Genomic DNA, 18,348 nt, shown 5'->3' with positions numbered 1-18,348 from the left:
ACTCCGGGGGGTGCCGTTCGGAGTGTCAGGGGCCCGTGTCCAGCCCGAACGGCCCATCGGAAGGGCCTCGGGGCACCCTTCGAACAGGTGTTGAACGGGTGTTGACGGGCAGTGGAGCGGAGTAGCATCCGGCGCACCGGTCGACGACGACCACCCCGCCTTCCAGACGGAGGAACGATGCAGTCGAGTGCCACGGTCCTGGTCTACAGCGACGACGCGAACACCCGCGCGCAGGTCCGGCTGGCGGCAGGGCGCAGGCCCGCCGCCGACGTTCCCCCGGTGGAGTTCGTGGAGTGCGCCACGCTGCCCGCGGTCCTGAAGGCCCTGGAGGAGGGCGGGATCGACGTCTGCGTGCTGGACGGCGAGGCGGTGCCGGCTGGCGGCATGGGGGTGTGCCGGCAGATCAAGGACGAGGTCTTCCACTGCCCTCCGGTCCTGCTGCTGATCGGGCGCCCGCAGGACGCCTGGCTGGCCACCTGGAGCCGCGCGGACGCGGCCGTCACCCTTCCGGTGGAACCTGTCGAGTTCGCGGCCTCCCTGGCGGCCCTGCTCCGCTCCCGCCTCGCGATCGGAGCGTAGCGCTCCGCACCGGCGAGCCGGCCGAGGGGCGCCGCGCGCCGCAGGCGCCCGCAGGGGCTCCTCCGGCGAAGGCGGGGGCCCGGCCCGGGCCCCTACGGGAGCGTCGGCCGCAGGCGGGCCTTGGCGTCCTCGGTGGCCGTCGGATCGCCCTTGGCGGCCACCAGGGCGCTGCCCTGGCGCCATTTCTCCCAGGGCAGGTTCCAGTCGCCGAAGCCGTTGCCGAAGAGGTCCATCGTGTCGCCGTAGCTGTTGACGGTCTTCACGATGTCGCCGGCGCGGACGGTCTCGTAGAACCACGCCGCGTTTCCGGTGGACATGCCGACGCAGCCGTGGCTGACGTTCGCCACGCCATGGGAGCCGACGGACCAGGGGGCGGCGTGGACGTATTCGCCGCTCCATGTCACCCGGGTGGCGTAGTAGACGGGCAGGTCGTACGACTCTGAGCTGCCTTCGGCGATGCCGATGCTGGTGCCGCGCATACGGACGTAGTACTGCTTGCCGAGGACCACTTTGATCCCGTTACGGGTGGAGAAGCCCGGTTTTCCGGTGGTCACCGGAATGGTGTTGATCACTTCTCCGTTGCGCTTGACGGTCATGTAGTGGCTGCCGGCGTCGGCGATCGCCTCGACGCGGTCGCCGATCTTCAGCCGGAGCGGCTTGGACGCGCCGCCGTACAGCTTGTCGCCGACCTTGAGGCCGTTCAGGTTGCCGCTGACGGAGACGAGGGCGCCGGCGGGCCAGTACTCCTTGGGCCGGAAGTGGAGCTTCTTGTCGTCCACCCAGTACCAGGAGCCTTCCACGGCGGGGGTGGAGCGGACCTTCAGGGCCCGCTCGACGACCGCGCGGGCGGCCCGGTCCTTGACGGGCAGGCTGAGGTCCGCCGTGATGGGCTGCCCGACGCCGTAGGTGCCCGCCTCCGGCCCGAAGGTGACGGTGAGGGCCCGTTTCGCCGGGGCCGTCCCGAACGTGAACGTACGGGCTCCTGGAGCGCCGTCCCCGTCCTCGGTGGCCACGCGGACGGTGTAGCGGGCCCCGGCCGCCAGGGCGGCCGTGGAGCGCCAGCGGCGGCCGTCGGCGGAGAGCTCGCCCGCCAGGTGGCGGCCCGCCTCGTCGGTGGCGGTGACATCGGTGATCCGGCCGTCCTCGCCCTTGGCGGTGATCTCCAGGGGCTTGTCGGGGTTCGCCTTGGCGCTGCCGGAGGGCGTGTTGAACACGACCTGCTCCGCCGCGTCGAAGGGCCTCGCCGACAGCGGATGCCGGTCGGGGCCCGCGCAGGACGTGGCGCCGGCGGTGACGGCGAGGACCAGAAGCGTGCAGCTCAGAACAGTCCGGATGCGCGGCGTGTCGTTCATGACCTCACGCTAAGGACAATCTCCGGGCCGGGCGCGCCGAGTGCTGCAAACGAGGGGCCCGGACGCTTCGGTGACGAAGCGTCCGGGCCCCTCGGGGTGGTGCGGGGTACCGCCGGTGTTACTGGTTCTGGTTCTCACCGCGGTAGAACTCGAACACCCAGCCGAAGAGACCGACCAGGATCAGCGGCGCCGAGAAGTACAGCAGCCACCAGCCCATCGCGACGGCGAGGAAGGCGAACGAGCCGCCGACGGCCAGCGAGAGCGGCTGCCAGCTGTGCGGGGCGAAGAAGCCCAGCTCGCCGGCCTCGTCCGCGACGTCGGCCTCCTTGTCGTCCTGCGCCATGGCGTCGACCCGCTTGGCCGTGAAGGCCAGGTAGTAGCCGATCATGATCGCCAGGCCGAAGGCCAGGAACAGCGCCGTCGTACCGACCGGCTCCTTCGACCACACGCCGTAGAGGATCGCCATGGCGAGGATGAAGATGCTCAGCCAGATGAACATCTTGCCCTGGATCTTCACTTGCCGGCCTCCTTGCCGCCGGTGAGGGCCTCAGCCTCGTGAGGCCTGTTCTCGAGCTGGTCGACAGCCGCGATCTCAGGGTGGTGCAGGTCGAACGCCGGGGATTCCGAACGGATCCGCGGCAGCGTGAGGAAGTTGTGCCGCGGCGGCGGGCAGGAGGTCGCCCACTCCAGCGAGCGGCCGTAGCCCCACGGGTCGTCGACCTCGATCTTCTTGCCGTACTTGGCGGTCTTCCAGACGTTGTAGAAGAACGGCAGGATCGACAGGCCGAGCAGGAACGAGGAGATCGTCGAGATCGTGTTCAGGGCGGTGAAGCCGTCGGCGTCCAGGTAGTCCGCGTAACGTCGCGGCATGCCCTCGGCACCGAGCCAGTGCTGCACCAGGAAGGTGCCGTGGAAGCCCACGAACAGCGTCCAGAAGGTGATCTTGCCGAGGCGCTCGTCGAGCATCTTGCCGGTGAACTTCGGCCACCAGAAGTGGAAGCCGGAGAACATCGCGAAGACGACGGTGCCGAAGATCACGTAGTGGAAGTGCGCCACGACGAAGTACGAGTCCGAGACGTGGAAGTCCATCGGGGGCGAGGCCAGGATGACGCCGGTCAGACCACCGAAGGTGAAGGTGATCAGGAAGCCGACGGCCCAGAGCATCGGTGTCTCGAAGGACAGGGAGCCCTTCCACATCGTTCCGATCCAGTTGAAGAACTTCACGCCGGTCGGTACGGCGATGAGGAACGTCATGAAGGAGAAGAACGGGAGGAGCACGCCACCGGTGACGTACATGTGGTGCGCCCACACGGTCACGGACAGACCGGCGATCGCGATGGTCGCGGCCACCAGACCGATGTAGCCGAACATCGGCTTGCGGCTGAAGACCGGGATGACCTCGGAGATGATGCCGAAGAACGGCAGCGCGATGATGTACACCTCGGGATGGCCGAAGAACCAGAAGAGGTGCTGCCAGAGCAGCGCTCCACCGTTGGCCGCGTCGAAGATGTGCGCGCCGAACTTGCGGTCCGCCTCCAGGGCGAACAGCGCGGCCGCCAGGACCGGGAAGGCGAGCAGGACCAGGACACCGGTCAGCAGCACGTTCCAGGTGAAGATCGGCATGCGGAACATCGTCATGCCCGGAGCGCGCATGCAGATGATCGTGGTGATGAAGTTGACCGAGCCGAGGATCGTGCCGAAGCCGGAGAAGGCCAGACCCATGATCCACATGTCGGCGCCGACACCCGGCGAGCGGACGGCGTCCGACAGCGGGGAGTAGGCGAACCAGCCGAAGTCGGCCGCACCCTGCGGGGTGAGGAAGCCGGCCACCGCGATGATCGAGCCGAAGAGGTACAGCCAGTACGCGAACATGTTCAGCCGCGGGAACGCCACGTCGGGCGCGCCGATCTGCAGCGGCATGATCCAGTTCGCGAAGCCGGCGAACAGCGGCGTCGCGAACATCAGCAGCATGATCGTGCCGTGCATCGTGAACGCCTGGTTGAACTGCTCGTTCGACATGATCTGCGTACCCGGACGGGCCAGCTCGGCGCGCATGAAGAGCGCCATGAGACCGCCGATGCAGAAGAAGACGAACGACGTGACCAGGTAGAGCGTGCCGATCGTCTTGTGGTCGGTGGTGGTCAGCCACTTCACCACGACATTGCCGGGCTGCTTGCGCCGTACGGGCAGCTCGTTCTCGTACGAGTCCTCAGCTGCGGCGGCACCCTGGGTTTCGTTGGGGATGCTCACAGTTGGTTCTTCTCCGCATTCCTGGCCGGGTCCGTCTGCTCGATGCCGGACGGGATGTAGCCGGTCTGCCCCTTCTCGGCCAGCTCCTTCAGGTGCTGCTGGTAGCGCTCCGGGGAGACCACCTTGACGTTGAAGAGCATCCGGGAGTGGTCGACACCGCACAGCTCGGCGCACTTGCCGAGGAAGGTGCCCTCCTGGGTCGCGGTCACCTCGAAGGCGTTGGTGTGACCCGGGATGACGTCCTGCTTCATGAGGAAGGGGACCACCCAGAAGGAGTGGATGACGTCACGGGAGGTCAGGACGAACCGGACCTTCTCGCCCTTGGGCAGCCACAGGGTCGGACCCGGGTTGCCGGTCTGCGGGTTCCGGTCGCCCGGGATGCCCGCGTCGTAGACGCCTCCCGCGTTCTCCGGGAAGTCGTTGAGGAACTTGTCCGGGATCGAGGCGAGGTTCTTGTCCTTCTTGGCGTCGCCCTTCACACCGGGCACGTTCTCGATGTAGTTGAAGCCCCAGCTCCACTGGTAGCCGACCACGTTGATGGTGTGGGCCGGCTTGGGGGAGAGCTCGAGGAGCTTCGACTCGTCGCGTGCGGTGAAGTAGAACAGCACCGAGACGATGATGAGCGGAGTGACCGTGTACAGCGCCTCGATGGGCATGTTGTAACGGGTCTGCGGAGGTACCTCGACCTTGGTGCGGCTGCGCCGGTGGAAGATGGTGGCCCAGAGGATCAGGCCCCACACCAGGATTCCGGTGAGCAGCGCGGCCGCCCAGGAGCCCTGCCACAGGGAGAGGATCCGAGGCGCCTCTTCCGTGACGGGGGTGGGCATGCCAAGGCGGGGGAAGTCTTCCCAGTTGTACGAGCAGCCGGTGGCTGTCGCCAGGATCAGGCCCGCAGTCAGCACCTGCGGCAGCTTCCGCCGCATCGGGCGCCGCGACGAGCGGTCGGAGCCGTTGGGACTCACGTAGCGCCTTCCCGAGAGTCTCGGCCCGCGTTGGTCGGCCACGGCCGTCCGTCTCGCTGGTCGGTCGCCGCCCCGTGCCGCGGGCAGGGGTTTGGATGTTTATGCGGACCAAACCCTACTGGACGCTATTTGGGGTCGCGCGGGGAGGGTGCCCAACGCGCCGTCCGACTCCCCGAAGGGGTGGACTCCGGGGTTCCGGGAGGGGGTCCCGCACGTCCGCCGGGCCCCTGCCGACGCCGCGCGGGGGCGGCCTGACGCGGACTCACCGGGTGGGGCGGGGCCGGGGGCGCCTAGGCTCTACGGTGGGCGGATGCCGTACTTCGACGCCGCCTCGGCCGCCCCGCTGCACCCCGTCGCCCGCCAGGCCCTGCTGGCCTCCCTGGACGAGGGGTGGGCCGATCCGGCCCGGTTGTACCGGGAGGGGCGGCGGGCCCGGATGCTGCTGGACGCGGCGCGGGAGGCGGCGGCGGAGGCGGTCGGGTGCCGCCCGGACGAGCTCGTGTTCACTCCTTCGGGTACCCGCGCGGTGCACACGGGCGTGTCGGGGGCGCTGGCCGGGCGTCGGCGGGTCGGGAACCGGCTCGTGGTCTCGGCCGTGGAGCACTCCTCCGTCCTGCACGCGGCCGAGGCGCACGCGGCGGCCGGCGGGTCGGTGACCGAGGTGCCGGTGGACCGGTCGGGGGCGGTGGACGCGGGCGCGTTCGCGGCGGCCCTGGACGGCGGGACGGCGCTGGCCTGTCTCCAGTCGGCGAACCACGAGGTGGGCACCGAGCAGCCGGTGGCCGAGGTGGCGGAGGCGTGCCGGGTGGCGGGGGTGCCGCTGCTGGTGGACGCGGCCCAGTCGCTGGCCTGGGGGCCGGTGGCGGCGGGCTGGTCGCTGCTCGCGGCGAGCGCGCACAAGTGGGGCGGGCCGGCGGGTGTGGGCCTGCTCGCGGTCCGCAAGGGTGTCCGGTTCGCCCCGCAAGGCCCCTCGGACGAGCGTGAGTCGGGCCGGGCACCGGGCTTCGAGAACCTGCCGGCGATCGTGGCGGCGGCGGCCTCGCTGCGGGCGGTGCGGGCGGAGGCGGCGGCCGAGGGGGCGCGGCTGCGGGCGCTGGTGGACCGGATCCGGGCGCGGGTGCCGGAGCTGGTGCCGGACGTGGAGGTGGTCGGCGACCCGGTGCGCCGGCTTCCCCATCTCGTCACCTTCTCCTGTCTCTACGTGGACGGGGAGACGCTGCTGCACGAGCTGGACCGGGAGGGTTTCTCCGTTTCGTCCGGTTCGTCGTGCACGAGTTCGACGCTGACGCCCAGCCATGTGCTGCGGGCGATGGGGGTGCTGAGCGAGGGCAACGTACGGGTGTCGCTGCCGGCCGGGACGGCGGAGGAGGACGTGGACCGGTTCCTGGCGGTGCTGCCGGGGGTGGTCGCGGGGGTACGGGAGCGGCTGGGCGCCCCGGCCGCCGCCCCGGCCCCGGTGGCCGGGCCCGGCCCGCTGGTCGTGGACTCGCTCGGGAAGCGCTGCCCGATCCCGGTGATCGAGCTGGCCAAGGTGATCGGTGACGTGCCCGTGGGCGGTACGGTCACCGTGCTCGCGGACGACGAGGCGGCGCGGCTGGACATCCCGGCGTGGTGCGAGATGCGGGGCCAGGAGTACGTGGGCGAGGAGCCGTCCCCCCGGGGCGGCGCGGCCTACGTGGTGCGCCGCCTGACGTGACCGCCGGGCAGGGCGCCGCGCTCGTGGTGCGGGCGGGCACCGGGGGCGGAGGCGCCGCGAAGGCCGCCGTCCCGTGTCCCCCCGGGGTTTCGCCCTGGGGGGACCGGTGCGGGCGAGAGGGGGAACCCCTCCGTCAGGCCAGGTGCGCCCGGACCTCGGCGGCGGCCTCGTCGCCGTACGCCTTGGTGAAGCGCTCCATGAAGTGGGCGCGCTGGAGCGTGTACTCCTGGGTGCCGAGGGTCTCGATCACCAGGGTGGCGAGCATGCAGCCGACCTGTGCGGCGCGCTCCAGGCCGACGCCCCAGGACAGGCCGGTGAGGAAGCCGGCGCGGAAGGCGTCGCCGACGCCGGTGGGGTCGACCTTGGCCTTCTCCTCCGGGCAGCCGACCTCGATGGGGGTCTGACCGGCGCGCTCGATGCGGACGCCGCGGGAGCCGAGGGTGGTCACGCGGTGGCCGACGCGGGAGAGGATCTCCTCGTCGGTCCAGCCGGTCTTCGACTCGATGAGGCCCTTCTCGTACTCGTTGGAGAAGAGGTAGGTGGCGCCGTCGAGGAGGATGCGGATCTCGTCGCCGTTCATCCGCGCGATCTGCTGCGAGAAGTCGGCGGCGAAGGGGATCGCGCGGGCCCGGCACTCCTCGGTGTGGCGGAGCATCGCCTCGGGGTCGTCGGCGCCGATGAGGACGAGGTCGAGGCCGCCGACGCGGTCGGCGACGGCCTTGAGCTCGATCAGCCGGGCCTCGCTCATGGCGCCCGTGTAGAAGGAGCCGATCTGGTTGTGGTCCTTGTCGGTGGTGCAGACGAAGCGGGCGGTGTGCAGGACCTCGGAGATGCGCACCGAGTCGGTGTCGACGCCGTGGCGGTCGAGCCAGGCGCGGTACTCGTCGAAGTCGTAGCCGGCGGCGCCCACGAGGATCGGGCGGCCGCCGAGCTGGCCCATGCCGAAGCAGATGTTCGGCCCGACGCCGCCGCGGCGGACGTCGAGGTTGTCGACGAGGAAGGAGAGCGACACCGTGTGGAGCTGGTCGGCCACGAGCTGGTCGGCGAACCGGCCGGGGAAGGTCATGAGGTGGTCGGTGGCGATGGAGCCGGTGACTGCGATACGCACGGCGGGGTGCTCCTGCGGGAAGGCGGTAATGACAGTTCACGCTACCGGGTGGGAACGGTCCTGCCGAACAGTGGAAACTACCCCAGAGTAGGTCTTTTCTCCGGGCAGTCGTGGTGCATACGGTGCGGCCATGACGACGTACCCCGCTTCCCGTGAGCGTCACGAGTCCGAGCTGAGCCTCGCCGAGCTGCGCGGAGCCGGCGCCCGGATGGCCCCGCACTGGGTGACCCCCGCCGCGCCCGCGCCCGCGCCGGTCTCCCCCGCCCTCATTCACGGCGTGGACGTGCCGGCGGCCTCGGCGCGGCTCATCGGCGCGACCGCCGAGTACGGCGACTGACGGAACCGCCGGCGCGGCCGCTCCGTCCCACCGGTGTCCGATCGACACGAGGGAGCGTTGCGGTGAGCGATACGGAGAACGGGCGGAGGCGGCGGACGCTGCTCACCGCCTCGGTGGCGGCGGGTGTGCTGCTGGCCGGTGGCGGTGGCGTGTACCTGGCGGGTTCCGCCGCCGGTGAGGACTCCCGTCCGGCCGCGTCCCCGGCACCGGGGACGGCGGGCGGCGGCGGTACGCCGGGAGGTTCGGACGGCGCGTCCGGGATCGCCCCCGGTGAGCCCGACCCGGGCGGCGGCCCCGCGGGCACCGTCTACACAGCCAAGGGCCCACTCCCCCAGGGGCCCTCCTCGGCCGCGGTCCACCGGCCCGAGGGCCTGGTCACCTCGGCGGAGGTGACCAGGCTGGCCGCGGCACTCGGCGTGCCCGGCACCCCCGTCCTGGAGGGGAAGGTCTGGACGGTACGCCCGGAGAAGGACGCCACGGGGCCGCGCCTGGACGTGACCCGGGAGGCCCCCGGCAGCTGGACGTACTCCTGGCAGCACGGCGGTCCGGTCGGCGACGCCTGCCTGAAGGGCCCGGCCTGCCCGCCGCCGGGCGAGGGACATGCGCCGATCGGCCGGGGCAAGCCGGTGAGCGAGGCGGCGGCGAAGGCCGCGGCGGCCCCGGTCCTGAAGGCGCTCGGGCAGGACGACGCCAAGGTGCGGGCGACGCAGGTGATGGACGGCTCGGTGCGCGTGGTGAACGCCGATCCGGTGGTGGGCGGGCTGCCGACGTACGGCTGGTCGACGGGCCTGCACATCGGGCCGGACGGACGGCCGGTCGCGGGCAGCGGGACGCTCAAGGAACCGGTGCGGGGCGAGACGCGGCCGGTGGTGCCGGCGGAGAAGGCCCTGGCCCAGCTGAACGAGGCGTCGAAGGGGTCCGGTCCGGTCGGCATCGGGGGCTGCGCGACCGACCCGCCGGCCGTGGCGGACGACGGGCGGGCCGAGCCGGCCGTGCCGTGTCCGCCCTCGGAGCCCGTCGCACCCCGGGAGGTGCCGGTGACGGGTGCGGTGCTGGGCCTGGCGGCGCAGGACGAGGCGGGCGAGCGGCTGCTGGTGCCGACCTGGCTGTTCACGGCGGACCCGGCGGACGCGGCGCCGTACACCGTCACGCGGTCGGCCGTGGTCCCGGAGCGGGCGGAGCCGCCCGCGACGGGTGCGCCGGAGGAGGGCACGGCGCCGGTGCGGAAGGTGGAGTCGTACCGGACGGACGCCGGCGGCCGGAAGCTGACCGTCACCTTCTGGGGCGGGGTGTGCAGCACCTACACGGCGACGGCCGAGGAGACCGGCGGGAAGGTCGCGGTGCGGATCTCCGAGAAGCCGATCGACCCGGACCGGATGTGCGTCATGGTCGCCAAGGAGATCAGCCTGACGGTGACCCTGGACGCGCCGCTGGGCGGCCGGGCCGTGGTGGACGCGGAGAGCGGTCAGGCCGTGCCGCGCCGCTGAGCTGTGGCGGAGCACGCGTGAGGGCGGCGGCCCGGGAGGTCCCGGGCCGCCGCCCTCACGCACGCACGCTTTAGCTGAACGAGTCGCCGCAGGCGCAGGAGCCCGTGGCGTTCGGGTTGTCGATCGTGAAGCCCTGCTTCTCGATGGTGTCGACGAAGTCGATCGACGCGCCGCCCAGGTACGGGGCGCTCATGCGGTCGGTGACGACCTTGACGCCACCGAAGTCCTTGACGACGTCCCCGTCGAGCGAGCGCTCGTCGAAGAACAGCTGGTAACGCAGGCCCGAGCAGCCGCCGGGCTGAACGGCGACGCGCAGGGCCAGGTCGTCGCGGCCTTCCTGGTCGAGCAGGGCCTTGACCTTTGCCGCGGCGGCGTCGGACAGGAGGATGCCGTCGCTGACAGTGGTCTTCTCGTCCGATACGGACATCTGCTTCTCTCCCGGGTTGTACGGAGACTGCTTGCCGACGGTTGCAACCGGCGGTGTCCCGGATTCATTCCGGGGCGAGCGGGGTCTTTCTCCTTTCATGCTCGCACACCCTGTCCAGAGGAGCGGAAGGCGAATGCGTCACATCGACACTATGGACATCGTCAATCTGACGTGAACCGGTTATGATAGATAGCGTCATTTAGACGAAAAGGTTCCCCCTAGAAAGGGTGCGTGACGTGACCACCGCCCAGACCCCCCTGGACGTCCAGCCGACGCCGCTCGCCCTGCTGCTGCTCGGCCGTGAGGCCGACCCCAAGAGCGAGCGCGGCGTGGAGTGCCCGGGCGACCTGCCGTCGCCCTCCGACCCGGACCTGGTGGAGCGCGCCCGCGCGGCCAAGGAGAAGCTCGGGGACAAGGTCTTCGTGCTCGGCCACCACTACCAGCGCGACGAGGTCATCCAGTTCGCTGACGTCACCGGTGACTCCTTCAAGCTCGCCCGTGACGCCGCCGCGAAGCCGGAGGCCGAGTACATCGTCTTCTGCGGCGTGCACTTCATGGCCGAGTCGGCGGACATCCTGACCGGCGACGACCAGAAGGTCGTGCTGCCGGACCTGGCGGCCGGCTGCTCGATGGCCGACATGGCCACCGCCGAGCAGGTCGCCGAGTGCTGGGACGTGCTGACCGAGGCGGGCATCGCCGAGCAGGTCGTGCCCGTCTCGTACATGAACTCCTCGGCCGACATCAAGGCCTTCACCGGCAAGCACGGGGGCACCATCTGCACCTCGTCCAACGCCGAGCGGGCCCTGAAGTGGGCCTTCGAGCAGGGCGAGAAGGTCCTGTTCCTGCCGGACCAGCACCTGGGACGCAACACCGCCGTCCGCGACATGGGCATGTCGCTGGACGACTGCGTGGTCTACAACCCGCACAAGCCGAACGGCGGGCTGACCGCCGAGCAGCTGCGGGCCGCCAGGATGATCCTGTGGCGGGGGCACTGCTCGGTGCACGGCCGCTTCTCGCTGGACTCGGTCAACGACGTGCGCGAGCGCATCCCCGGCGTCAACGTCCTGGTGCACCCCGAGTGCAAGCACGAGGTCGTCGCCGCGGCGGACTACGTGGGCTCGACGGAGTACATCATCAACACCCTGGAGGCGGCTCCGGCCGGCTCGAAGTGGGCGATCGGCACCGAGCTGAACCTGGTCCGCCGGCTGGCGAACCGTTACGCCGACCAGGGCAAGGAGATCGTCTTCCTCGACAAGACGGTCTGCTTCTGCTCGACCATGAACCGGATCGACCTGCCGCACCTGGTGTGGGCCCTGGAGTCGCTGGCCGAGGGCAAGCTGGTCAACCAGATCCAGGTCGACAAGGAGACGGAGAGCTTCGCCAAGCTCGCCCTGGAGCGGATGCTGGCGCTGCCGTAACGGTTCTCCACCCCGTACGACGCCGAGGGGCGCCCCGCGAGACTCGCGGGGCGCCCCTCTTCGCGTACCGGCTCCCGGGCTCAGTCCAGGAGGTCCAGCAGGGTCGCGTCCACCGGGGTGACGTCCGGCTGCTCCGGGTCGTCCGTCCGGTCGCCGTCCTTCCGCTTCCTGCCGTCCTTCTTCAGGGTCACCTTCGCGCCCCTCTTCGCCGCCTTCTTCTTCGCGCGGCGCTCCTTGCGGAGCTCCACCATCGCGTAGAGCGTCGGCACGAGCAGGAGGGTCAGCAGCGTCGAGGAGATCAGTCCGCCGATCACCACGACGGCCAGCGGCTTGGCGATGAAACCGCCCTCGCCGGTGATGCCGAGGGCCATCGGCAGCAGAGCGAAGATCGTCGCCAGGGCGGTCATCAGGATCGGCCGGAGCCGGTGCCGCCCGCCCTCGACCACCGCTTCGACGACGCCGAGGCCCTGGGCGCGGTACTGGTTGACCAGGTCGATCAGGACGATCGCGTTCGTCACGACGATGCCGATGAGCATCAGCATGCCGATCATCGCCGGGACGCCCATCGCGGTGTCGGTGAGCACCAGCAGGCCGAGGGCGCCGGTGGCCGCGAACGGGATGGACACCAGCAGGATCAGCGGCTGGATCAGTGACCGGAAGGTCGCGACCAGGAGCATGAACACCAGCGCGACCGCCGCGAGCATCGCCAGGAACAGGTTGGCGAAGGCGTCCGACTGGTCCTCGGTCACCCCGCCGATGGTGGCGGTGGCGCCCTCGGGCAGGTCCAGCTCCTTCAGCTTCGCCTGCAGCGCGGCGCTGACGGCGCCGGTGTTGTCGCCGGTCGGCCTGGCGGTGACGGTCGCCGCGCGGGCGCCGTCGATCCGGGTCATGGAGACCGGGCCGGGGGCGAGTTCCACCGAGGCGACGTCGCCGAGTTTGACCGGGCCGAGCGGCAGGGCCCGCAACTCGGCGAGGGTGGTGGCCGGCTTCGCCGTGGTGATGACGACGTCCCGCTCGGTGTCGCCGAGAACCGCCTTGGCGGCCGGGGTGCCGCGGACGGCGTGGGCCACGGCCATGCCGAGGGAGGTGTTGTCGAAGCCGGCCTCGGCCGCCCGCCGATCGGCCCGTACGGAGATCCGCGGGACGGACCGGGCCAGGTCGCTCTGCACGTCGGTGACGTCCTTCAGGCCGGTGACGGCGGCCCGGACCTGCTCGGCGGCCTTCTTCAGGACCTCCGGGTCGCCCGCCTTCACCGTGACGCCGATGTCCTGGCTGCCGAAGCCGTCGCCCGCCGAGATGGTGGTGTCACCGATGCCGTCGAGGGCGCCGAGCGCCGTGTCGAGGGCGTCCCGCGTCGCCTCGTACGAGGCGGAGTCCTCCAGGGCGACCCGGTACGAGGCCTGGTTCGCGCCGGTGCCGCCGCCGAAGGCGGCCATGAGGCCCGAGGAGCCGACCGTGACCTGGTAGTCCCGGACGCCCTCGGTGCGGGCGAGGACCTGCTCGACCTTCTTCGCCGCCGCGTCGGCGGAGGCCAGGGAGGTGCCGGGCGCCAGCTCCTGGCGGACGGTGAGGACCTCCTGCTCGCCCGGGTCGAAGAAGTTCGTCTTGAGGAGCGGCGTCATGCCGAAGGTGCCCACCAGGACGACGAGGGCGATGGCCACGCTGGTGAGGCGGCGGCGGGTCGCGAACCGCAGCACCCGTACGTACAAACGCTGGAGCCGGCCCTTCGCCTCCTTCTCCTCGGCCAGCCTGCGGGCCTCCTCCGGGTCCTGCGAGGTGCCCTTGGGGGCGCGCAGGAACCAGTACGACAGGACCGGGATCACCGTCAGGGAGACCAGCAGCGAGGCGAGCAGGGCGGCGGTGACCGTCAGCGAGAAGGAGCCGAACAGCTCACCGACCATGCCGCCCACGAAGGCGATCGGCAGGAAGACGGCGACGGTGGTGAGGGTGGAGGAGGTGACCGCGCCGGCCACCTCGCGCACGGCGGTGAGGATCGCGGCCTTGCGCTCCTCGCCGTACCCGAGGTGCCGCTTGATGTTCTCCAGGACCACGATCGAGTCGTCGACGACCCGGCCGATGGCGATGGTGAGCGCGCCGAGGGTGAGCATGTTGAGCGAGAGGTCCCGGCTCCACAGCACCAGCAGCGCGAGCACGACCGAGAGCGGGATCGAGACGGCGGTCACCAGGGTCGAGCGGATCGAGGTGAGGAAGACCAGGATCACCAGGACGGCCATGACGAGGCCGAGCGCGCCCTCGGTGGTCAGGCCGGAGACGGACTTGGCGACGGCCGGGCCCTGGTCGGAGACCACGGTCAGCTCGGCGCCCGGACCCAGCGCGCGGCGCAGGTCGGGCAGCTGCTCGGCGACGGCCTCGGAGATGGCGACGGCGCTGCCGTCCTTGTCCATGGTGGCCGCCACGGCGAGGCTCGGCCTGCCGTTGGTACGGGTCAGGGAGACGCGCGGCGCCTCCTCCTGCGTCACGGTGGCCACGTCACCGAGCCGGACCGCCTTGCCCTTGCCGGGCACGGCCGGCGGGATGCGCAGGTCCTCGATCTGGCGCAGGGAGGTGTAGCCCCCGCCGACCTGGACGGTGCGGCTCATGCCGTCCTCGGCGAAGGAGCCGGCCGGGACGGTGCCGCCGCCGGCGCGGAGGGCCTCGGCCAGCTTCATGGTGCTGAGGCCGGCCGCGGCGAGCCGGCGCTCGTCCGGGGTGACCGAGACCTGGAGGTCCTGGACGCCGTCGACGGTGACCTGGCCGACGCCCTCGATGTCCTCCAGGGCGGGGACCACCGTCCGCTCCAGCTGGTCGGCCAGCGCCTGCTGGTCCTTGCCGGAGGTCGCGGCGAGGACGACGGTCGGGATGTCGTCGGTGGAGCCGGCCACGACCTGCGGGTCCACGCCGTCGGGGAGCTGCGCCCGGGCGCGGTTGACGGCCTGCTGGACGTCGGCGACGAGCTGCTCGGTGGACTCGTCGCCGTAGTCGAAGGAGGCCATGACGACGGCGCTGCCCTCGGAGGCGGTGGAGGTGACCGACTTCAGGCCGTCGACGGCCTTGAGCCCGCTCTCCAGCGGCTCGACGACCTGCTTCTCCACCACCTCGGGGGAAGCGCCCTGATAGGGGGCGAGGACCGAGACCACGGGGAGCTCGATCGAGGGCAGGAGCTGCTGTTTCAGCTGCGGTATCGCGATCGCGCCGAACACGATCGCGACGAGGGACATCAGACCGATCAGGGCCCTTTGCGCGAGGCTGAATCTGGACAGCCAGGACATGGGGACTCACTTCCGTGGCGTACTCGTCGGCGGGCGGGCACGACCTCGGTACCCCCCGGCTCCACCTTCGGGGATCCGCCGCGCGAATTCCTCGCCCCCCGGGTCCACTTCACCGGGCCGCGCATACCGCGCCTGGAGTACGCGGGCCTCCGCCGGAACGACCACCCGGCCCCGGGGCGTCCCTCAGTCCCGGCCCTGCCCGGCCCGGGGTCGCACCAGACCGGACTCGTAGGCGGTGACCACCAGTTGGGCGCGGTCGCGGGCGCCGATCTTCGCCATGGTCCGGTTCACATGGGTCTTCACCGTGAGCGGGCTGACGTCGAGGCGTGCGGCGATCTCGTCGTTGGACAGTCCGCCCGCGACCAGGACGAGCACCTCGCGTTCGCGGGCGGTGAGGGCGCCGAGCCGTTCGGAGCGGCCCGGGCCGCCGCCGGAGGGGTCGTCGGCCGTGGCGGCGCCCTGGGCGAGGAAGGTCGCGATGAGGCCCTTGGTGGCGGCCGGGGAGAGCAGCGCCTCGCCGGCGTGGGCGATCCGGATGGCGCCGAGCAGTTCCTCCGGTTCGGCCCCCTTGCCGAGGAAGCCGGAGGCCCCGGCGCGCAGCGACTGCACCACGTACTCGTCGACCTCGAAGGTGGTCAGCATGACGATCCGCACGTCCGCAAGGCCGGGGTCGGCGGTGATGGCGCGGGTGGCGGCGAGCCCGTCGGTGCCGGGCATGCGGATGTCCATGAGGACGACGTCGGGCCGCTCGGCACGGGCGAGGGCGAGGGCCTCGGCGCCGTCGGCGGCCTCGCCGACCACCTCCATGTCGGGCTCGGAGTTCACCAGGACCTTGAAGGCGCTGCGCAGCAGGGCCTGGTCGTCGGCGAGGAGTACCCGGATCGTCATGTGTCCTCCCCCGTGCGGGACGTCACCGGAAGTATCGCCTGCACCCGGAAGCCGCCCCCGTAGCGGGGTGCGGCGGTGAGGGTGCCACCGAGGGCGGTGACCCGCTCGCGCATGCCGAGGAGGCCGTGGCCGCCGCCGTCCTCGGCGGGTCCCCCGGCGGGCGGCGCGCCGTCGTCCAGGACGGTGATCTCGACCGTACGGCCCACCCGGACCACGCTCACCTCCGCGCGGGCGACGGGCCCGGCGTGCTTGCGCACGTTGGTGAGGGCCTCCTGGACGATCCGGTACGCGGCCAGGTCCACGGTCGCGGGCAGCGGGACCTCGCCGCCGGCGCGGGCCAGGGTGACCGGGAGGCCGGCCTTGCGGAAGCCGTCGAGCAGTCCGTCGAGGTCGGCGAGGCCGGGCGCGGGCTCGGTGGGGGCCGCCGGGTCGCCGGACTGCCGCAGCAGGCCGACGGTGGCGCGCAGCTCGTCCAGGGCGGAACGGCTCGCCTCGCGGACGTGGGCGAGGGCCTCCTTGGCCTGGTCGGGGCGCCGGTCCATGACGTGCGCGGCGACGCCCGCCTGGACGTTCACCAGGGCGATGTGGTGGGCGACGACGTCGTGGAGGTCGCGGGCTATCCGCAGCCGCTCCTCGGCGACGCGGCGGCGGGCCTCCTCCTCGCGGGTGCGTTCGGCCCGCTCGGCGCGCTCCCGGATGGCGTCCACGAAGGCGCGGCGGCTGCGGACGGCGTCCCCGGCGGCGGCGGCCATACCGGTCCAGGCGAACACGCCGAGGTTCTGCTGCGCGTACCAGGGTGTCGGGCCGAAGGCCATGGCGGCGGCGGTGAGCACGGTCATGGTGGCCAGGCCGAAGCGCCAGGTGGTGGGGCGGTCGGTGCGGGAGGCGACGGTGTAGAGCGCGAGGACGGCGCTCATGGTGACGGGCACGGGCCGGGTGTCGGCGGCGAGCTCCACGAGGCTGCTCGCCACCGTGAACGCGAGCACGGCGAAGGGCCTGCGGCGGCGCAGCACCAGGGCGGCGGCCCCGGCCCCCATGACGAGCACGCCCCCGCCGGTGGGGGCGCGCTCGGGGGCGGGGGCCACGGCGCTGCCGTGCGGGTCGGTGAAGGAGGCGGCGACCATGCACGCGAAGACGCCCAACGCGAGGACGGCGTCGAAGGCGAGCGGATGCGCCGCGAACCACGCGCGCAGCCGGCCGGCGGGAGTCTGCGGCGGGCGTACGGGCCCGGCGCCGGGCACGGGCGTACGGGGCGGCGCGGTCGGGGCCGGGGCGGACCGGTCGTCGGGGGCCGGGCCGGTCGGGGCGGGGTCGGCGAGGGTCACATCGGGAAACGGTACGGGGAACGGCCCGGGGCCCCGCCACCGCGTCGGGTGGCGGGGCCCCGCCGTACAGGTCGTTCAGCCCGGGAAGAGGCCGTCGTCCGTGAGCATCCCGCGGACCTCGTCCAGGCTCGCGCCCGCCGCCGGAAGGATCAGCTCCGACGGTTCGAGGGAGTCGTCGGGCAGCGGCACCCCGATCCTGCGGACCCCGTCGAGCAGGGCGCCCAAGGTGCGGCGGAAGCCGTCCTCGTCCCCCGACTCCATCTCTGCGAGCAGCTCGTCGTCGAGCGCGTTCAGCTCGGCGACGTGGCTGTCGGCCAGCTTCCACTGGCCCTCCCCCATGATCCGTACGATCATGTCGCGTCCTTCGGGTGGCCGAGCGGCCGGTCACCGCCGGTGCGGATGCCCGCCCTCGGCCGGTCTCGGGGCTACTGCTTGTCGAACCGCGGGTGGGACTGGGACTGCGGGGCCTGCTGCGCACCGGCCGCGCCGCCCTCGATCGCCTGCTGCTGCGCGGAGGAGCCGCCGGCCAGCTCGGCCTTCATGCGCTGGAGCTCCAGCTCGACGTCCGTACCGCCGGAGAGGCGGTCCAGCTCGGCCTGGATGTCGTCCTTGGCCAGGCCCGACTGGTCGTCGAGCGCGCCCGAGGCGAGAAGCTCGTCGATCGCGCCGGCCCGCGCCTGGAGCTGCGCCGTCTTGTCCTCGGCCCGCTGGATCGCGAGGCCGACGTCGCTCATCTCCTCCGAGATGCCGGAGAAGGACTCCGCGATCCGGGTCTGCGCCTGGGCGGCGGTGTAAGTGGCCTTGATGGTCTCCTTCCGGGTGCGGAAGGCGTCGACCTTGGCCTGGAGCCGCTGGGAGGCGAGGGTGAGCTTCTCCTCCTCCCCCTGCAGCGTCTGGTGCTGCACCTGAAGGTCGCCGACCTGCTGCTGGAGCGCCGCCCTGCGGGACAGCGCCTCACGTGCCAGGTCCTCGCGGCCGAGCGCCAGCGCCTTGCGGCCCTGGTCCTCCAGCTTGGCCGACTGGTTCTGCAGCTGGTTCAGCTGGAGTTCGAGCCGCTTGCGGGAGGTCGCGACGTCGGCGACGCCCCGGCGCACCTTCTGCAGCAGCTCCAGCTGCTTCTGGTAGGAGTAGTCGAGCGTCTCGCGCGGGTCCTCGGCCCGGTCAAGGGCCTTGTTCGCCTTCGCGCGGAAGATCATCCCCATACGCTTCATGACACCGCTCATGGGCTTCGCGCGCCCCCTTCTGACGGA

At 71.8% G+C, this 18,348-nt stretch carries 16 protein-coding genes; 5 read left to right on the top strand and 11 right to left on the bottom strand.

Features of this window, described 5'->3' with window-relative positions:
- Positions 1-177 precede the first annotated feature (177 nt).
- Positions 178-579 carry a hypothetical protein gene (locus ACFY60_RS12920; RefSeq protein ID WP_309049708.1) on the top strand — a complete coding sequence of 134 codons (402 nt, stop codon included), beginning with the start codon at positions 178-180 and terminating at the stop codon, positions 577-579.
- A 92-nt stretch (positions 580-671) separates the two neighbouring features.
- Here ACFY60_RS12920 and ACFY60_RS12915 read toward each other — a convergent pair whose 3' ends face one another.
- The 4 genes from ACFY60_RS12915 to coxB form a co-directional block, all read right to left on the bottom strand.
- Entirely contained in the window at positions 672-1,931 is a 1,260-nt protein-coding gene (locus ACFY60_RS12915; protein ID WP_388611222.1) for an Ig-like domain-containing protein, read from the bottom strand.
- A gap of 118 nt (positions 1,932-2,049) precedes the next feature.
- Complete coding sequence (locus ACFY60_RS12910) at positions 2,050-2,448, bottom strand: cytochrome c oxidase subunit 4 (protein ID WP_309049710.1); 399 nt, start codon at positions 2,446-2,448, stop codon at positions 2,050-2,052.
- Positions 2,445-4,181 carry a cytochrome c oxidase subunit I gene (gene ctaD / locus ACFY60_RS12905; RefSeq protein WP_388611219.1) on the bottom strand — a complete coding sequence of 579 codons (1,737 nt, stop codon included), beginning with the start codon at positions 4,179-4,181 and terminating at the stop codon, positions 2,445-2,447. Before ctaD ends, ACFY60_RS12910 begins: the two co-directional genes overlap by 4 nt.
- Positions 4,178-5,143, bottom strand: a complete 966-nt coding sequence (gene coxB, locus ACFY60_RS12900) for a cytochrome c oxidase subunit II (protein ID WP_309049712.1) — start codon at positions 5,141-5,143, stop codon at positions 4,178-4,180. Before coxB ends, ctaD begins: the two co-directional genes overlap by 4 nt.
- A 310-nt stretch (positions 5,144-5,453) precedes the next feature.
- Here coxB and ACFY60_RS12895 point away from each other — a divergent pair, with 310 nt between their 5' ends.
- The gene (locus tag ACFY60_RS12895) at positions 5,454-6,839 is read left to right on the top strand and encodes a cysteine desulfurase/sulfurtransferase TusA family protein (RefSeq protein WP_388611217.1); all 1,386 of its coding nucleotides are present in this window, start codon (positions 5,454-5,456) and stop codon (positions 6,837-6,839) included.
- 133 nt (positions 6,840-6,972) lie between these two features.
- On the opposite strand, the gene ACFY60_RS12890 is transcribed toward ACFY60_RS12895, so the two are convergent.
- Entirely contained in the window at positions 6,973-7,947 is a 975-nt protein-coding gene (locus ACFY60_RS12890; RefSeq protein ID WP_388611216.1) for a carbohydrate kinase family protein, read from the bottom strand.
- A 130-nt stretch (positions 7,948-8,077) separates the two neighbouring features.
- Here ACFY60_RS12890 and ACFY60_RS12885 point away from each other — a divergent pair, with 130 nt between their 5' ends.
- Both ACFY60_RS12885 and ACFY60_RS12880 read left to right on the top strand, forming a co-directional pair.
- Complete coding sequence (locus ACFY60_RS12885; protein WP_309054688.1) at positions 8,078-8,284, top strand: hypothetical protein; 207 nt, start codon at positions 8,078-8,080, stop codon at positions 8,282-8,284.
- A gap of 62 nt (positions 8,285-8,346) precedes the next feature.
- Complete coding sequence (locus tag ACFY60_RS12880; RefSeq protein ID WP_388611214.1) at positions 8,347-9,771, top strand: hypothetical protein; 1,425 nt, start codon at positions 8,347-8,349, stop codon at positions 9,769-9,771.
- A 70-nt stretch (positions 9,772-9,841) separates the two neighbouring features.
- Here the strand turns inward: ACFY60_RS12880 and ACFY60_RS12875 are convergent, their stop codons facing one another.
- The gene (locus ACFY60_RS12875; RefSeq protein ID WP_019885637.1) at positions 9,842-10,198 is read right to left on the bottom strand and encodes an iron-sulfur cluster assembly accessory protein; all 357 of its coding nucleotides are present in this window, start codon (positions 10,196-10,198) and stop codon (positions 9,842-9,844) included.
- Positions 10,199-10,425: 227 nt separating this feature from the next.
- Here ACFY60_RS12875 and nadA point away from each other — a divergent pair, with 227 nt between their 5' ends.
- Positions 10,426-11,616 carry a quinolinate synthase NadA gene (gene nadA, locus ACFY60_RS12870; protein WP_388611212.1) on the top strand — a complete coding sequence of 397 codons (1,191 nt, stop codon included), beginning with the start codon at positions 10,426-10,428 and terminating at the stop codon, positions 11,614-11,616.
- Between the two features lie 80 nt (positions 11,617-11,696).
- Here nadA and ACFY60_RS12865 read toward each other — a convergent pair whose 3' ends face one another.
- From ACFY60_RS12865 to ACFY60_RS12845, 5 genes are all read right to left on the bottom strand, one after another.
- On the bottom strand, positions 11,697-14,885 hold the full coding sequence (locus ACFY60_RS12865) for an efflux RND transporter permease subunit (protein WP_388611210.1): 3,189 nt from the start codon (positions 14,883-14,885) through the stop codon (positions 11,697-11,699).
- A gap of 183 nt (positions 14,886-15,068) precedes the next feature.
- Entirely contained in the window at positions 15,069-15,773 is a 705-nt protein-coding gene (locus ACFY60_RS12860) for a response regulator (RefSeq protein WP_388611208.1), read from the bottom strand.
- The gene (locus ACFY60_RS12855) at positions 15,770-17,014 is read right to left on the bottom strand and encodes a sensor histidine kinase (RefSeq protein ID WP_388611716.1); all 1,245 of its coding nucleotides are present in this window, start codon (positions 17,012-17,014) and stop codon (positions 15,770-15,772) included. The genes ACFY60_RS12860 and ACFY60_RS12855 overlap by 4 nt, the downstream gene beginning before the upstream one ends.
- Positions 17,015-17,173: 159 nt before the next feature.
- Entirely contained in the window at positions 17,174-17,452 is a 279-nt protein-coding gene (locus tag ACFY60_RS12850; RefSeq protein WP_388611207.1) for a hypothetical protein, read from the bottom strand.
- 71 nt (positions 17,453-17,523) lie between these two features.
- A complete protein-coding gene (locus ACFY60_RS12845; protein WP_388611206.1) occupies positions 17,524-18,321 on the bottom strand; it encodes a PspA/IM30 family protein in 798 nt (265 codons plus the stop codon).
- Positions 18,322-18,348: the final 27 nt, after the last annotated feature.

It is taken from the genome of Streptomyces sp. NPDC012827 (assembly GCF_042900905.1).
Lineage (GTDB): Bacteria > Actinomycetota > Actinomycetes > Streptomycetales > Streptomycetaceae > Streptomyces > Streptomyces gulbargensis.
Note: the sequence above shows the minus strand (reverse complement) of the source record. Positions and strands in the feature narration are given on the sequence as shown.

Excerpts from the sequence above, each read along its gene's own strand:
- ACFY60_RS12920 (WP_309049708.1), top strand. The coding sequence starts at position 178 with ATGCAGTCGAGTGCCACGGTCCTGGTCTACAGCGACGACGCGAACACC.
- ACFY60_RS12915 (WP_388611222.1), bottom strand. The coding sequence starts at position 1,931 with ATGAACGACACGCCGCGCATCCGGACTGTTCTGAGCTGCACGCTTCTG.
- ACFY60_RS12895 (WP_388611217.1), top strand. The coding sequence starts at position 5,454 with ATGCCGTACTTCGACGCCGCCTCGGCCGCCCCGCTGCACCCCGTCGCC.
- ACFY60_RS12885 (WP_309054688.1), top strand. The coding sequence starts at position 8,078 with ATGACGACGTACCCCGCTTCCCGTGAGCGTCACGAGTCCGAGCTGAGC.
- ACFY60_RS12875 (WP_019885637.1), bottom strand. The coding sequence starts at position 10,198 with ATGTCCGTATCGGACGAGAAGACCACTGTCAGCGACGGCATCCTCCTG.
- ACFY60_RS12865 (WP_388611210.1), bottom strand. The coding sequence starts at position 14,885 with ATGTCCTGGCTGTCCAGATTCAGCCTCGCGCAAAGGGCCCTGATCGGT.
- ACFY60_RS12860 (WP_388611208.1), bottom strand. The coding sequence starts at position 15,773 with ATGACGATCCGGGTACTCCTCGCCGACGACCAGGCCCTGCTGCGCAGC.
- ACFY60_RS12850 (WP_388611207.1), bottom strand. The coding sequence starts at position 17,452 with ATGATCGTACGGATCATGGGGGAGGGCCAGTGGAAGCTGGCCGACAGC.
- ACFY60_RS12845 (WP_388611206.1), bottom strand. The coding sequence starts at position 18,321 with ATGAGCGGTGTCATGAAGCGTATGGGGATGATCTTCCGCGCGAAGGCG.